Below are 16,289 nucleotides of genomic sequence, written 5' to 3' on the forward strand. Positions count from 1 at the left end.
CACCCGCTCGGCTCAACCCCCGTTCCGCCGGGCGGAGATGAGGGCGCCCGTACTCAGACCTCCCCCGCCACCCGCAGATGCCGGACCGCGTACGTCCGCCATGGTCGCCAGGCAGCCGGAGCCTCGATGCCGGGCGGCGCCACGTCGGGGTCGCCGAGGGCGCGGGCGCGCAGGGTGGTGAGGGCGGTCGGGGTCAGTCCGGGCAGGGTGAGCAGCATCCGCTCGGCGTGGGCGCGGTCGGCGCCGGGGTCGAGGCGGAGCGTGCCGTCGGCCAGGGCGGAGGCGAGGGCGCCGAGGGGACCGGGGAGGTCCGCGAGGGCGGCGGGGTCGGGGAACAGATGGGTCAGGGCGCCGCTGGGGGCGTCCAGTGTCTTGCCGTGACGGCGTACCAGGCGCCCCACCGCCTCCGGTGACCCGGCGAGGGCGCGGGCGGCTGCCTCCAGCGGGTCGACCGTACCGGGGGCGCGCAGACCGGGGCGGGCGGCGACCAGCGGGGCGAGGCGGGGGTCGGCGGCGAGGCGTTCGTCGACGGCGTACGGGTCGGCGTCGAGGTCGAAGAGGCGGCGCAGCCGGTGCACGGCGGTGGTCAGGTCGCGGGGGTCGGTGAGGTGCACGCGCGCGTCGAGCCAGCCGCCGGGGTGCGTGCCGCCGCCCGCCGCGTGCCTGCGTCCGCGCTCGCGCACGGCGGCGACACCGGTGCCGTACGGCAGCCGCAGGGTGCGCCGGTACACCCGGTCGCCCGGCGTGCCCGCGACCTCCTCGACGCCGGGTACGGCCTCGCGGGCGAGCTGGTCGAAGACGGGACCGTACTGGTACGGGCCCCGGTGGGCGAGGCGCAGCGGGATGCCGGTGCCGGGGGCGGCGCGGCGGGCGGGAGCGGCGCCGCGTACCTCGGTCGGGGTGCGGGCGTAGACCTCGCGGACCGTGTCGTTGAACTGGCGCACGCTGCTGAAACCGGCGGCGAAGGCGATCTCGGTGACCGGCAGGGCGGTGGTCTGGAGCAGGACCCGCGCGGTGTGCGCCCGCTGGGCGCGGGCGAGGGCCACGGGTCCGGCGCCGAGTTCGGCGGTGAGCTGCCGCTGCACCTGGCGGGTGCTGTAGCCGAGCCGGGACGCGAGTCCGGTGACGCCCTCGCGGTCCACGACGCCGTCCGCGATCAGCCGCATGGCCCGCCCGGCGACGTCCGCCCGCGCGTCCCACTCCGCCGATCCGGGTACGGCGTCGGGACGGCAGCGGCGGCACGCCCGGAAACCGGAGCCCTGCGCGGCGGCGGCCGTGGCGAAGAACCGCACGTTCTCCCGTTTCGGGGTCACCGCGGGGCAGCTCGGGCGGCAGTAGATCCCGGTGGTCCGCACGGCGAAGAAGAACACCCCGTCGAACCGCCCGTCCCGTCCCCGCACCGCCTCGTACCTGCTGTCCTCGTCCATCACGTGTCCAGTGTGGGGCGGGGGGAGGGGGTGCGGCCAGCGGGAATCGGACATGGGGTTGGGGTCCCTTGATCGGACCTGGGGCTGGCTGGCGCCCCTTGAGGGGAGGGAGGGGTGCTTCCTCAAGGGGCGCCCCCGCCTACGACCACCGCCCCCGCTTCGCCTGCGCCGCCGCCCGCCCCTCCGCGCCCTTCCGCTTCCAGTCCCGCTTGATCTCCGCGCGGAGCCGCGCGTCGGTCTTGGCGACGATCCGCTGGTTCTCGCGCATCAGCTTGCGGTAGCTGTCGAGCCTGCGGTGGGGCAGTTCGCCGCTGTCCACGGCGGAGCGCACCGCGCAGTGCGGTTCGGTGTCGTGGGCGCAGTCGGGGAAGCGGCAGTCGCGGGCCAGTTCCTCGACGTCGGAGAAGACCTGTCCCACCCCGCTGCCCGCGTCGAAGAGACCGACCCCGCGCAGCCCCGGCGTGTCGATGAGGACACCGCCGCCGGGCATCGGCAGCAGGTTGCGGGTGGTCGTGGTGTGCCGCCCCTTGCCGTCCACGTCACGCGCCGCCCGTACGTCCATCACCTCCTCCCCGACCAGGGCGTTGGCCAGCGTGGACTTGCCCGCGCCGGACTGGCCGAGGAGGACGGCGGTACCGGAGCCGACGAGGGCGCGCAGCACGTCGAGCCCCTCGTCGTACAGCGCGCTGACCGTGAGCACGGGCACGCCGGGCGCGGTCGTCTCGACGTCCTGGACGAGGTGCGCGAGCGTCACCGGGTCCGCCACGAGGTCCGCCTTGGTGAGGACGACCACGGGCTGCGCCCCGGACTCCCAGGCGAGGGCGAGGAAGCGCTCGACGCGCCCGAGGTCGAGTTCGACGGCGAGGGACAGGGCGATGACCGCGTGGTCCACGTTGGCGGCGAGGATCTGCCCGTCGGACCGCTTGGAGGAGGTGGAGCGGACGAAGGCGGTACGGCGGGGCAGCAGCGCCCGTACGTACCGGGGCGTACCGCCGGGGTCCACGGCCGCCCAGTCGCCGGTGCACACGATCCGCATCGGGTCGTTGGGCGTGACGAACGCGGTGTCGGCGCGGACGGTGCCGACGGGGGTGACGACGTCGCACTGCCCCCGGTCGACCCGCACGACCCGCCCGGGCAGCAGCCCGCGCTCGGCATACGGCGCGAACTCGCCCTGCCAGTCGGCGTCCCAGCCGTACGGGTCGAGCGTACGCGAGGAGGAAACGGAGGAACCATCGAGGAAGTTCAAGGGAAACCCTTCAAGGGGCGCCCCCGGCCGACAGCGCGCCTGTGCGCGGAAGTGACCCTGAATCAGGGAGAGTTCAGCCGGAGACCACGGAGGTGGCACGTACGGTCTGCTGAGCGCGGGCAGCGCTCGTCACGAAGACGGTCATCGGGCTCACCTCTCATTCCTCGAACACGGTCAATGGCGGCGACCGAGGGCCACCGCGGGATGCGACGTCAGCCTAGGAGCACGCGGCGTGCGGCACCACTGAATTACTTCCCGGTCCGCCGACCGCACCATTCGCGCTTGCCAGCTTGGTCGAACACCAGAACGTTTACACGGGGGAGGTTCCTGGCGGTGGCTCGGGGCGAGCGGGAACGACCGATTCGACGACGCGTGCAAGCCGCCGTCCTGGTCGCGGCGTTCGGCATGCTCGCCGGATGCGGGGAGTCCGGTGAGAAGCGGGAGTACGCCGTGCCCGACGCGCTGTGCGGTGTCTCGGTGGGGTCCGGGCTGGTCGCTCCGTTCCTGCCCGGCGGCAAGGGGTTGAAGGTCCACGAGGAGCGGCCGGTGCCGAGCAGGAGGATGTGCCGGCTGGACGTCGCCGGGAAGTGGGCGTTCATGGCGAACCTGGAGTGGTGGGCGGACGACGTGTCCGCCGCCACCGTCGCGGGCGCCAATCCCCAGTTGGGCAAGGAGAGCCATGTCTCCTCCGACAGCGCCTTCTTCTACAGCGGCACGGGGGCGGTGGTGGGCGTGAAGGGGTGCTCCAGCCCCGGGCATGCCGGGCACACGCTGTACACGTCGCTCCGGGTGCGGGACGCGGACCTCGGTGACCCCGCCGCCATGAAGAAGCTGGCCACCGCGTACACGAAGGCTGTGAGGCGCACCGATGCGTGTGCGTGAGACCGCCGCGGCTCTCTGCGTCTCAGGCAGGTGACGGCAGGCTGAGGAGCGGTGTTTTCGCGTCGTCGTACCCCACCCCGCGCCCCCGTCCAACGCCCCCCGTCACGCCAGGAGATAAGGGCGGTACCTGCTGATAGCCTGGGATGCTCCGGGTGAGGCGCGTACCGTTTCGGCCGTTTCGCAAAGGTGTTTGACGAACCGTCGGATAACTCATGGCTGGTGCGGGGGTGCCGGGTGAGCGAGGCTGTCGACTGGGCAACGGGCGTGGAGTGCTATGCCGGTTCGCTGGGGACGGACAGCCCGCCGGAGCGGGACACCGCGACGGCAGCAGCACCCGTGGCGGTCGTGGTCGCGCGGGAGGCGCTGTTCCACGCGCACGCCATCGCCCCGGACAAGTCGGTGGCCGTACGCCAGGTGGAGGTGCTGGCGCGGGCGTTCGCCGGAGACGACCCCGAAGGCGTGGGCGCGCTGCTGGACTTCTGGCACTTCGCGTGGACGGGCAGGTTCGCCACCGGGGTCTTCCACGGGGACGAGACCCTGCCGCCCGCGCTGAAGTCCTCGCTCCAGGCTCTCGCGTCCGCCGGTGGCCGCCCCGCGCTGCACGCGGCGCAGGAGGGACTGCTGCACGAGGCGCGGCGCAGGCTGGAGACGGAGACGCGGGCGGCGGCCGCCGCGAACCACGTGATGGGCAAGGACCTGTTCCTGCGCCCGCTGCAGACGTTCACCGAGGACGGCCCCGACGCGTGCCTGCTGCTGGCCAAGTCCCCGGCGGACGCGGTCAAGTCGGTCAACGGCGCGCTGCTCAAGCCGCTGTCGATGAGCGGCGTCCGCTATCAGCAGACGGTGGAGACGGCGGCGCGGATCGCCGACCGGATGCGGGAGGTGCAGGCACTCGACGGCATCGTGCGGGACGCGCCGCCGCGGGTGCCGCTGCAGGTGTCGAAGGACGACGTGGCCCGGCTGTCCCCGGCCGCCGCCGCTCTGCTGCCGCTGGTCCTGCTGGATCTGACCGGTCCTGAGGCGGAGGTGTTCAGCCCGGCTCCCGTGCTGGAGCGGCTGGAGGAGCGGCTGTCGCTGCTGGAGGCGCAGGACGCGCTGCGTCCCGCGCTGGCGCTCGGGGAGACGGGGCGCAAGGGCGGGGTGGTGGCGCAGGCGCAGTCGTATCTGGCGTCGGTGCGCAGCAGGCTCGACGGTGTCGCCCGGCACGTCTCGGAGAGTCCCGAGCTGGTCGAGTTCCTCGACGAGGTCCGCGCGGAGGTCGCGGGCGGCTGGACCCGTCAGGTCGACTCCCTGCTGGAGCTGGCGCAGCCGCTGGTCGCGCGGGGCAGACGCCTGGAGCGGACCCGTGCCCTGCGCGAGAGGATCGCGGAGAGCCGCACCGGTGAGGACCCGGAGGGCACCGGCGCCGAGGACCCCGCGCTGACCCGCCTCGCGGGCATGGTGGACGTGGTCGAGCGCACCGAGGACGAGGAGGCTGCCGAGCAACTCCTCGCGGCGGCGGAGGACTTGGCGCAGGGGCTGTCCCCCGCCGAGGAGAGCCGTCCCGGTGCGCGCGGGACCGCCGTCGTGCCGAGCGGCGAGCCCGTGGTCGTGCCGCCCATCCTGCTGCTGGCGGAGCTGCTGGAGGAGCCCTGGCATCCGCTGCTGCCCCGCGCGCTGCGGGCGGTGCCGGACGCGGGCCCGGCAGCCGCCGTGTTCGAGGAGATGGCGGCGCGGGGTTCGGGTCCCGCGCAGCGGGCCGCCGCCGTGTGCGCCATCGGCTGGTCGGTGTTCGGCGGCGACCCGGAGCGGGCGCTGGAGCGGCACGCGCGGCTCGCGGAGCGCGCCAGCCGCTCGGCGACCCGGTACTGGAACGAGGGCTGTGCCCGCGCCGCGCTCGGTGACCTGGACGGCGCCGTCACCGCTTTCGAGGCTGTCGCCCGGCTGGGTGACAGCCCGCCGCAGCTCGTCGTGCCGCCGGTGCGGGAGCTGTTCCGGGTGGCGGGGCGCCCCTGCCCGTTCCGGCAGCCGCTGCGGCACGGTCCGGTGCCCGACGGCCGTACCGACACGTTTGTGATGCAGCGGTTCGAGGCGACGGCCAAGCGGCTGCGCCTCGGCGGGCGTACGGCCGATGCCGAGCTGCTCCTTGAGGCGCTGACCGAGGTGTCCGCGCTGGCGCCCGGCCGCTCCCTGCTGATGAAGATCTACCGGGAGGAGCACCGGCTGTCCGACGCCGAGCAGTTCGTGGCCCGGATGACCGAGCGGGGCGCCGCCGACTGGATGCTCGGTTTCGACCTCGCCCTGGTGGCCGCGGAGAGCGGGAACCTCGGCCGGGCGGGCGAGTTGCGGGACTCCCTCGCGGCGGCCGGGGCGCCGACGCAGCATCTGCTGCAGTTGGAGCGGCGGATCGCGCTGGCGCGTCCCGTGGTCGGCGTACCGCAGGTGCCCGCGCAGACCCAGCCGTATCCGAGGACGCAGCCGTACCCGCAGCCGCAGGGCACCCCCTCGCACCGCCCGCCCGCCACCGGGGACGGGGACGAGGGGAACCTCCCGCCCGTGCTGCTGCACGAGGATCTGCTGGCACTGGACGCGGACAGCCTGCCGTCCGGGCTGCTGGCGGCGCTGACCCGGGTGGAGAACCCGCTGGAGGTGGCGCAGGGCTTCGCCGACTGGGCGGCGGAGGCGCAGGGCGACGCCGCGCGGGCAGCCGCCGCGTGTGCGGTCGGCTGGGCGTGCCGGGCCGGGGACGCCGGGCTCGCCGCCGACTGGGCGGACAGCCTGCTGCCCGCCGACGCGACGGGCTGGCTGCTGTGGAACCGGGCCTGCGCACAGGAGTTGACGGGAGATGCCGAGGGCGCGGCCCGCACGCTGGAGCTGGCGCTGGACAGCGGGGACCAGCCGCCGTCGGGGGTGTGGCCGCTCCTCGCCGAGCGTCTCGCCGCCGCGGGCAGAGCGGTGCCGCCGTCGCCGTACAGCACCGTCGTCGCGCCGAACCCGCCCACCCGGATCGGCAACGCCACCGTGCAGCACTTCGAGTCGCTGGCCAAGCGGCTCTACACGATCGGGCGCCGCCGTGACGCGGAGTGGCTGCTGCGCTCGCTGGTGGAAGCCGCGCCGCGTACTCCGGGGCGGCTGCTGCTGATGAAGATCTGGCGCGAGGGGCGCCGACTGGACGACGCCCTCACGCTCGTCTCGCGGCGGCGCGCGTTCGGGGAGGACGACTGGCGGCTGTGTTACGAGGCGGGTCTGGTGGCGGTCGCGGCCGGGCGGCCGACGGTCGCCCAGGACATGCGGCGCCAGGTCGTCTCGCTGGGCGGTCCGGCCGAGTGGATCGAGCAACTGGACCGGCGGATCGGTGTGCCGCCGACGACGGCAGGGCCGCAGGTGTCCAGTGGTTCCCGCACCGTCCAGGCGCCCGAACAGCACATCGTGCAGCAGGCGTTGAGTGGGCGTCAGGACAAGGCGGCTCTTCTGGACCCGGCGCGGCAACTGCTGGACGAGCGCGGTCCCTCGCCCGTCCTCGCGGTCGCCCGTCAGCTCGAACGCACCGCGCCCTGGGCCCGGTTGACCCTGCTGGACCTGCTGATCGACCGGGTCGCCGAGCAGCCGGACCGGCAGGCACCGGCCGGGCTCGTGGAGCAGGTGGTGGGCGGCGGCGACACCAAGCTGGTGGAACGCCTCGCCTCGGCGCTGGACGACTCCGGCGAACACCAGGAAGCCATCCGCCTGTTGACCGAGTTCGCCGACCAGTGCCGCCCCGCCCAGCGGCCGAGGATCTGGCACCGGATGGTCGTACTCCTGCGCAGCCACGGGGAGTCGGAGGAAGCCGACAAGGTGATGGCCGCCACCTCCCCGCCGTTGCCCCCGCAGCCGCTGTCCGCCGACCCGGACCGGACCGTACGACTGCCGCCCCACCACTCCCACCTGGTGCTGCCGCCGCGCCCCGAGGAGGGACCCGCACCGCTGCACGAGGCTCAGGACCTTGAGCAGGAGCGGGGTCCGGGAGCCGCCGCCGACGCCTGGTGCGCGGCGCTGGAGGCCGGGCATGTGCTGGCGTATCCGCACACGTTGGGCGCCCTGGTGACGGCGGGGCGCGCGGAGGAGGCGCTGGGGCTGTTCCGGCGGTACGCGGACCGCTTCTGGACGGGCTCGGCGGCGGCGTGGAACATCGCTGCCGCGTATGCCCAGTTGGGGCTGCTGGAGCAGGCGGCGGACACGCTGGAGATCGAGGCGCGGATCAGCAGTTGGACGGCGCTCAGCGCCGAGGCACGGACCGGCGTGGACGAGATCTTCCGCCAGGTGGGCAGGCCGTCGCCGCGCAGGCTGCTCACCCCGAACAACGCGTTCTCCGTGCCCGGACCGGCGGCGACGCCTGAGCAGTCCGACGAGGACGACCTCGCACCCGCGCACACCAATACGGCACCGGACGGCTCGGCTTCGGTCCCGGCACCGCGTCCCGCCCGTGAGGTGCTCCCCGTCCACCCGCACGAACCGGCGCCCCCGCTCCCGCTCAGGGCCAAGCCCGAGGAGTGGGAGAACCGCGTGCAGAGCACCTCTCTGGCGGGCGCCCTGCGCGGGCACGAGCCGGGCTCCGGCGGCTTCGCCCAGCAGACCCTGCTGATGCGCGCCGGGTGCGGCCGTCTCATCGAGGGGCTGGCCGGGGAGGCCGAGCGGTTCGTGCGACCCGCGCCCCGCCCGCTCGGTCCTGACCTGCTGAAGCGGGTGAGCCCGGCGGCGGCGACCGCCTTCACCACGGGTCTCGCCGCGGCTCAGGAGGAGCGCTGGACCGAGGCCGCCGACGCCTGGCGCACCGCCTACGACGCCCACCCGCGCAACGAGGTCATCGCCGCCGATCTCATGCTGGCCCTGGTGCACACCGAGGAACTGACGCTCGCCCGCACGCTGGTCGACGGGTTCGCGTTCAGCACCTCCTTCATCCGCCCCCGCGCCGCGCTGGCCCACGCGCTCGGCGGCCCCCGCGCGGCGGTGGAGGAGATCGCCCGGATGCGCGCGGAGGATCTCGGTCTCGGCAGGACCGAGCTGCCGCTCGCGCAGGCGGGGCTCGAACTGCACCGCCTGGGCGACCCGCACGCCGCCGCCCGCACCCTGCTGTCCGTCGCGGTCGACCGCCCCACGGGTCTGGCCCGGATGTTCGCCGCCGTGGCCCTGCTGCTCGGGCAGGACGCCGGGGACGACGCGCTGGTGGAGGAGGCGTACCGCTCGCTGCTCGCGCCGATGCCGCACGTCAACGAGATCGTGACGGTGGCCCTGGCCGACCGCCGCCCCGACCATCTCCTGTGGGTCCGGGGTCTGCTCGGCGCGGGCCAGCTCAAGCGGCTCGCGGACGCCCGCTCGGTGGAGCTGGCCAGGGAGGAGCCCTCGCACCGCAGGCTCCAGGTGATGCGCGCGCTGCTTGAGCAGCGGCGCGGTGTCTCCGCGGACACCCGCTGGCTGTGGGCGCGGATGCTGTGGCAGGACGGGGAGAGCGCGGAGGCGGCGCAGGAGTACGGCGAGGTCGTCCGCGAGCTGGCGGTGACCCCGGGGCGTCCCCGGCTGGCGCACGCCGTCGAGGACTGGATCCAGGCGGCCCGCTCCAGCGGCGACCCCGACCGGCACCGGGAGGCGCTGGCCACCAAGCAGGAACTCGGACTCCCCATGCGGACGCGGGAGCTGGAGATCCTGCGCGGTGACGAGGTGGCGCAGGAGAGTCTGCTGCTCGACCTGGAGGCGGACCTCGTCTCCTTCCGGGCTGCCGATGTCGTCGGCGGGCGCCCGGAGGCGTCGTACCGGCTGGAGCGGGTCGTGGAGTCGGTGCGCTCCCTGGCGGCGGGCAGCCAGGACGAGGTGGTCGTCGACGAGCTGGTGAACGTCTGGTACCTCCAGCTCGCCCAGGACATCGACACCGAGGACGGGCGCGCCCATCTGATGGTGCTGCGACGGCAGGCGAGGGAGCTGAGCAGCAGGGTCGGCGACCGGGCGCTGCGGGAGGCGGCGAAACAGGTGAGCGTGGTCACCTACCGGCTCTGGGAGGAGTCGGGGCGCCGGCTGCTGCCGCCGCGGGTCGAGGGCGCCCTCCAGGTGATCGAGTCGGAGCTGTGGTGCCACGACGACGGACCGCTGCACGTCCGCCTCACCGTGGTGCCGCAGGAGGGCGAGGGGCGCGTCCAGATCGGCTACAACGGCTCGCCGTACGTGGAGGTGCAACTGGACCGGGGGCGGCGCCAGCAGGTCGTCTTCCGGGTGGACGACGAGCTGTACGGCGCCGACCGGGTGGAGCTGGACTGCTGGATCTACCGTCCGGACGCCTCGGAGACCCTCAAGTGGCCCTTCCCGGTGGAGCGCAGACCCTGGCGCGAGGAGCTGGCGGCGCACGCCTTCGCCGCGGGCAGCCCCGCCGACCCGCGCATCCGGGTGCCCCGCAAGGCGGAACTCACCCTGCTGCGCCACCAGTACCGCGACCGGCAGGTGGCCCCGGTCCGCTTCCTGCACGGGCCCCGGCAGGTCGGCAAGACCACCCTGGCCCGCTCGCTGTCGGGCAACCCGCTCCCCCCGGACCCGGCCGACTGGCCGCTGCCCGGGGTGCTCGCCGTGGAGGTCAACGGCGAGATGTGGAGCCATCTGCACCGGATGCCCCTGTGGACGTGGCTGGCCCGCCAGATCCGCAAGAGCGCGCTCAAGGCATGGCCCGCCGGGGTGACCTGGGAGGACGACGAACTCCCCACGGAGGGCGACGAGTTCAGCGAGTGGCTGACCGGTATGCGGCTCACCGGTCTGAAGGGCTGGCGGCTGCTGCTGATGATCGACGAGTTCCAGACCCTGCTGGACCGGGTCGGCGAGTCGGGGCTGCCGATCGCCCATCTCGGCGACCAGTTGCGGGCGATGGCGAGCGACCCGGACACACCGCTGTTGCTGCTGACCCTGGGCTCGTGCAGCTTCGAGAGCCTCAAGGCACGGCTCGTGCCGCACGGCAGCAACCTCACCGACGAGATCCGCGAGTTCCCGGTCGGCTTCATGGAGCCGGAACAGGCGCGGGAGATCTTCCAGTTGGGCTTCAACGAGGAGGTCATCCGCCAACAGGACGTGGTGGAACGGGTGGTGGACTACACCGGCGGCTATCCGTACCACGTGCACTGCATGGGCGAGGAGTTGGCGAAGCTGCTGGCCCGCCGCAAGGCGTCCATCATCACCCCGGACGACGTCGAGTCGGCCGCGCAGGCGCTCATGGAACGCCCCGAGGTCGTCAAGCCGTTCTCGGACATGGAGCGGGAGCCCGGGGTGGCCGACGCGATCGCCTATCTGCTGGAGAACGAGACCGCCCCCGACGAGGACGACCTGCTCACCATCGACGGCGACGCGGTCGACATGGCGACCGAGCCGGAGGTCGACCGCGGTCTCGACCGGATCAAGGAACTGGGGCTCATCCGGAAGTACGGCCACGACGACTACATCTGGTCGAACCGCCTGATCCACACCTGGCTGAAGCAGCGGCACGTCAAGCAGCGGCTCAAGGAGCAGGCGCGCGAGGCAGCCCATCCCGTCCCCGTGGTGGCCCCGGCTGCCGAGACGCCGGTGGTCCCCGGTGACACCCTGGCCACGGACGATCCGGCGGCGGCGCTGCGCGGCGCGGGGTTCGAGGTGGGCGTCGGGCTGGGTGTGCAGAGGCTGGACGAACGACACCCCATGGTCCGGTCGGTCACGCTCAACGGCCGCAAGGCGGTCGCGAAACTCCTCAACCCCGAAGGCGACGACTCCTGCCTCGCCGCGCTGACCTCCCGGTTCGACGCCCTGAAGCGCAGCGCGGTCAGCGGGGTGCCCCTCCTGCTGCCCGAGCAGTCCGTGATCGATGACCGCTGGTTCGTCTTCGAGTGGACCGAGGGCCGGACCCTGGCCGAGGTCATGCGGGAGGAGGACCGCATTCCCCATCACTGGCGGGAGTCGGTGGACTGGATCGTCGAGGCGGCCGACGTCGTCATGCGCGTCTACCGGGAGAGCGACCTGACCCATGGCGACATCAAGCCCGAGAACCTCGTCCTGGCGCCGGACGGCCGGGTGACGGTCCTGGACTGGGGCGGCGGCAACCTCGCGGGGGTGTGCAGTCCGATCCTGCGCGGCCACGCCTTCGACGCCAAGTACGCCTCCGAGGAAGGGGTCTTCAACAAGGACGAGCACGACGGCCCAGGGGTTCTTCCCCAGGACGACGCGTACTCCCTGGCCGCGACCCTGTTCCACCTGGTCCATCCCGACCGCAAGCCGCTCGCCGATCTGGCGTCCGGGGAGACGGACCCGCAGCTCCTCGACGTCCACTTCGACGCCATCGAGGACGCGACGTCCCTGCAGCTCAAGAGCGTCCTGGACAAGGCGCTGCTGTCCCGGCCCGCCCGCCGTTTCCAGAACGCCGAGGAACTGTCCGCCGCCCTGAGGGAGCTTCCCCGCCCATGACCGCGCCCGCCTCCAGCCCCGCCCCCGGTCCCCGTCCCGTGCCGAAACCCGGTCCGGCGCCGACGCCGGGACCGGCGGGCTCCGGCTGGCCCGCACGGCTCGCCGCCGCCCTGTCCGGCACCCCCGGCCGGATCGTGCTGCCGCACCACTCCCCCGTGGGGCAGGGGTCGTCGTACTCCTACGGCACGGAGCACGACGCCATCGTGCTGCTGCCGACCGTCGCCGTCGTCGTGCAGTTGCTGCCCGCCGAGGAGGGCAGGGTGCTGGGCCACCACGCGGCGTACCACTGGCACCACGAGCACGGCGCCGTGCGCACCGTCGTGCCCAATCCGATCGCCCGCATCCGGCACAAGTCGTCCGTCCTCCACTCGCGGCTGCGCATCGCCACCCAGGGTGTCGTCGTCCACTACGACGAGGTCGACGTCAGCGGGGTGGAGCGGGAGGCCGGACATCCGCTGGTCCCGCTGAGCGGGCTGGACGCCTGGCTGGCCGCGCTTCCGGCGGGGCGGCGGCCGGCGGTACGCCCGGAGGAGCTGCGCCGCCGTCTCCAGGCGCGCCGCCCCGGCTCCTGGCCCGAGAACGGCTACCGCCGGGGGCGTGTGCTCACCTACCAGGACACCTGGGTGGTGCACGAGGGCGTCCATGTCGACCAGGCCGAGCAGGAGCACCGGGTGGCGCTGGTCATCGGGCCGAACGACGCGGAAGCCCGCAACCGGGCGGACCGCGACCTCGCCGTCGCGCATCGGGCTGCCCTCGGTCCGGTGCTCGCGCCGTTCACGGTGGAGAACGGCTCGCGTCTCGTCGTACCCCTGCCGCTGCCCCCTGGTCCCGACCTCGGCGCCCGACTGCGCGCCGGTCTCACCACGGCCGAGGCGCTGGAGCACTCCCTCGCCCTGCTGCGGACCATCGCCGACCGGCACTCCCTGCGCATCGTGCACCAGGCGATCCGCCCCGAGCTCGTCTTCCCGAACGAGGACGGCCGCACCGTCACCCTGATCGGCGCCGTCTACGCCCGCATCGACAGCCGACGCGGCGGCACGGACCTGCTGCGCTCGGCCGTACGGGACGTGCACATCGCGCCCGAGATCCGTGACGGTTCGACCCGCGCGGTGCCCCAGGCGGCGGACGTGTGGTCCTGGGCGACCGTCACCGTGGGGCTGCTGCTCGGACCAGGTGCCGGAGACCATCCCGCCGCCGACCTCGACCGGCTCCCGGCGGACGTGCCCGTCGTATGGCGCCGCGCGCTGGAGAACGCCCTGCGTGGCCAGGGGGAACGCCCCCGCGCCGCCGCACTGCTGACGCTCCTGGACGGCAACTCAGTCACTTCGTCCGGCACTTCGGCGCCCGCTTCCGCGCGTCCGGAGCAGCCGACGGCACCGCGGCGCCCGACTCCCGCTCCGGCACGGGCGCGTGGGGCGCGGCTGTACCAACTCGGCCCGTACCAGACCGAGCAGGAGCGCAAGGTCGCCCACACGCTGGCGCAGGGGCTCGACCCGGACGACGCGGTGATCGTCGCGGCACGGGCGGACCGGCGCGGGCGGGCGACCGACGTGGACTGCGTGGTCCTGCGCGGTGACGTGCTGATCGCGGTCGAATGCAAGAACTGGCGGTTGCCCGAGGGACTGGACCCGGCGGCGGACACCTGGCCGCCGGGCCCGGGAGTGCGCGCCTACACCAGTCACTCCCCGCTGCCCCTGCTGCGCGAACTCGCCCCGGCGCTGAAGCGGCAGATCAACTGGCCCGGCGGTACCGCCTGTCTGCTGGCCGTCCCCCGGGTGCCCGCCCTCGCCAACCCCGGTTCGCAGGACGCGAAGACGCTCGTCTCCCAGGAGCCCGCCGAACTCCTGCGCCGGGTACGGGAGATCGCGCCCGGCGGCAACCGCCCAGCCCGATTCGAGGACTGTCTGCGGCGGTTGGTCGGCGAGATCGCCCTCCCTCCGGTGCTCGCCGGTTTCCGTCTGGAGGCACCGCACGCCCTCGGCGACAACTGGCAGGCGTACCGCGCGGAAGCCAATGGGCTGCCCCACTACCTCAAGGTCATCGGCGAGAACATGACCACCCTGCCGGGCGCCGAGGCGAAGCGACTGCGCAACGAGCTGAGCCTGCGGGTCAGCAGCGTGGCCCGCAAGCTCGCCGCCCGCCCCGAACTCGCCCGCCGCGTCTTCCGCCCCGTGGAGCTGCCCCGCGACACCCCCGAGGTCGAACCCCACCTGCTCATCGCCTACGTCTGGGAGCACGACGACCCGGTACGGCACCTGCCCGCACCCCTGCCCGCCGCTCGGGCCGCCGAGGTCGTCACCGGGCTCGCGGCTGCCGTGTCCGAACTCCACGCGGGCGGCGTCGTGTTGCGGGACCTCTCCCCCGACTCCGCCTACCGGTGCCCGCCGCCCCCCGGGGCGCCGCCGAACGAGCCGTACTACAAGGTGTCGATGCTCGAGTGGATGCGGGTCCCACAGGTGTCCACGGCGGCGGTCTCCCGGCTCTTCACGCGCTTCCCGTCGCCGTACGTGGCACCCGAGATCCGCGACGGCGACGAACTCAAGGCCCGGGCATGCGATCTGTACTCGCTCGCCGGGGTCGCCCACTGGCTGCTCACCGGTCAGGACCCGCCGTACCACCGCGCCGCCGACGAGGTGGGCGCGGTCCTCGCCGCGCACGACGTGCCCCGCCCGCTGATCGGGTTGATCACGGCGGCGCTGCGGCCGGGGAGCACCCGGCCGGGCTGGAGTGTGCGGGACTTCGCGTCCCGGATGCAGGCGGCGGCGAACGCGACCTGACGTTTCGTCATTTCACGGCGCAGGACTCTCCGTTGAGCGTGAAGGCGCGCGGGTCGTCGTTCGCCCCGTCGTGCGTGCCGACGAAGCCGAACGCGAAGGACCCGTGTGCCGCGACGGACTTGTTGTAGCTCTTGGCGGAGGCGGTGACCTGGGAGCCGGACTGGTGCGGGGTGGCGTCCCAGGTCTGGCCGATGCGCTGGCCGTCGTCGAAGGTCCAGGCGAGTCGCCAGTCGTCGAGGGCGTCGTCGGTGGTGACGGTGAGGGTCGCCTGGAAGCCGTCGCTCCACTGGTCGTCCAGGTGGTAGGCGACCTGGCAGGTGGGGGCGTGCGTGACCGTGGCGGTGGGGGCGGGCGCGGCGGCGGAGGCGCTGCCCCGGTGCTTCGGGCTCGGGGTGGCGTGCCGGGTGCGGGTCTTCGGGGTGCTCGGGCCCGGAGAGACGGGAACCGTGCGGGTGGTGGCGGGGGCGGCCGAGCGGGAGGGGGCGTGGCTGGGGCGGGTGGCGCTGGGGACGGCGACCGGGCGCTGGTCGTCGTGGGCGGCGGCGGTCTCGTCGCCGTCCGAACCGCCGAACGGCATCAGCGAGGCGCCGAGCGCGACGACGGAGATCAGCCCGGCGGCGGCGAGCAGCCCGCCGCGCACCACGCGACCGCGGGACGCGTCCCGGTCCAGGTCGCCGGGTCCGGTGCGCCCCGGTGCGCCCGCGCCGAGGCGGACCTCGGCGGCGCGGCGGCGGCGTTCCAGATAGGCGAGCCCGCCCCAGCCGACGACGCCTGTGGCCAGCGCCGCGGGCAGGGCTCCGCCGGTCAGGCGCAGACAGGCGGCGGCTTCGGCGCAGGGCACGCAGGTGGCGAGGTGGCGGGAGAGGTCCTCGGGTTCCTCGGCGCCGGGCGAGCGGGTGACGGCGTCGAGCAGCCGGGCGTAGCTGCGGCACTCGGCGTCCAGCGGGGTGTCCCGGTGGGCGCGGTGACAGCGCTCGCGGAACAGCACGCGTACCTGGTCGAGTTCGGTGCCGACGGTCTGCGGGTCGAGTCCGAGGCGGCGGGCGACGACGCTGAGCGGGAGCGCCTCCACTTCGGCGAGCCAGAGCAGCGAGGCGTCCGCCTCGGGCATGTCCCGCAGTCCTCGCAGCGCGACGGGGCGGGTGAGCGGCGGTCCTGAATACCGCGCGGCTGCCTCGGAGTTGAGCCACAGCCTGAGGTCGGGGTCCAGCCCCTGTCCCTGCCCCTCGCTCTCCCACACGGCGGCCGTCTCGCGTACGGCGGTGAGGAGTTCGGGGACGACGGGCAGCCGGGCGGGGCGTCGGCCCGGTCCGCGTACGGCTGTTCCCTCGGCGCGCAGTCGGCGTACACCCAGCGTGAAGGCTTCGTCGGCCAGTCGGCGTGCCGTCATGGAGCCGGCGGTGCACAGGTCCGCGTACGACAGGACCGCGTCCCAGCATTCGGAGAACAGCGCGGTCTCGTCGGCGTCCTGAGGGGTCGGCAGGTCGGACAATCGAACTCCCGCGTCCACGAACGAGGTCAACTCACCACAGAGGCGAT

Annotated in this window: 6 protein-coding genes; 3 read left to right on the top strand and 3 right to left on the bottom strand. The window is 73.9% G+C overall.

All coding sequences use genetic code 11. The features are described from left to right. Nucleotides 1-53: 53 nt before the first annotated feature. Both IF655_RS12830 and rsgA read right to left on the bottom strand, forming a co-directional pair. On the bottom strand, nucleotides 54-1,427 hold the full coding sequence (locus IF655_RS12830) for a bifunctional transcriptional activator/DNA repair enzyme AdaA (RefSeq protein WP_206775798.1): 1,374 nt from the start codon (nucleotides 1,425-1,427) through the stop codon (nucleotides 54-56). Between the two features lie 139 nt (nucleotides 1,428-1,566). Then, on the bottom strand, nucleotides 1,567-2,673 hold the full coding sequence (gene rsgA / locus IF655_RS12835; protein ID WP_199584703.1) for a ribosome small subunit-dependent GTPase A: 1,107 nt from the start codon (nucleotides 2,671-2,673) through the stop codon (nucleotides 1,567-1,569). Nucleotides 2,674-3,045: 372 nt separating this feature from the next. Here rsgA and IF655_RS12840 point away from each other — a divergent pair, with 372 nt between their 5' ends. The 3 genes from IF655_RS12840 (at nucleotide 3,046) to IF655_RS12850 (ending at nucleotide 14,750) form a co-directional block, all read left to right on the top strand. Continuing rightward, nucleotides 3,046-3,555 (top strand): hypothetical protein, encoded by a 510-nt coding sequence (locus tag IF655_RS12840; protein WP_199584705.1) that lies wholly within the window; start codon nucleotides 3,046-3,048, stop codon nucleotides 3,553-3,555. Between the two features lie 234 nt (nucleotides 3,556-3,789). Beyond that, entirely contained in the window at nucleotides 3,790-11,973 is an 8,184-nt protein-coding gene (locus tag IF655_RS12845) for a hypothetical protein (RefSeq protein WP_199584708.1), read from the top strand. Further along, complete coding sequence (locus IF655_RS12850; RefSeq protein ID WP_199584709.1) at nucleotides 11,970-14,750, top strand: hypothetical protein; 2,781 nt, start codon at nucleotides 11,970-11,972, stop codon at nucleotides 14,748-14,750. Before IF655_RS12845 ends, IF655_RS12850 begins: the two co-directional genes overlap by 4 nt. 7 nt (nucleotides 14,751-14,757) lie before the next feature. Here IF655_RS12850 and IF655_RS12855 read toward each other — a convergent pair whose 3' ends face one another. Continuing rightward, complete coding sequence (locus IF655_RS12855; protein ID WP_199584710.1) at nucleotides 14,758-16,242, bottom strand: cellulose-binding domain-containing protein; 1,485 nt, start codon at nucleotides 16,240-16,242, stop codon at nucleotides 14,758-14,760. Nucleotides 16,243-16,289 lie beyond the last annotated feature (47 nt).

The sequence above is a fragment of the Streptomyces sp. DSM 110735 genome (assembly GCF_016482685.1).
GTDB lineage: Bacteria > Actinomycetota > Actinomycetes > Streptomycetales > Streptomycetaceae > Streptomyces.

What these genes read in the sequence shown, in the direction of transcription:
- IF655_RS12830 (WP_206775798.1), bottom strand. Translation starts at nt 1,427, where the DNA reads ATGGACGAGGACAGCAGGTACGAGGCGGTGCGGGGACGGGACGGGCGG.
- IF655_RS12850 (WP_199584709.1), top strand. Translation starts at nt 11,970, where the DNA reads ATGACCGCGCCCGCCTCCAGCCCCGCCCCCGGTCCCCGTCCCGTGCCG.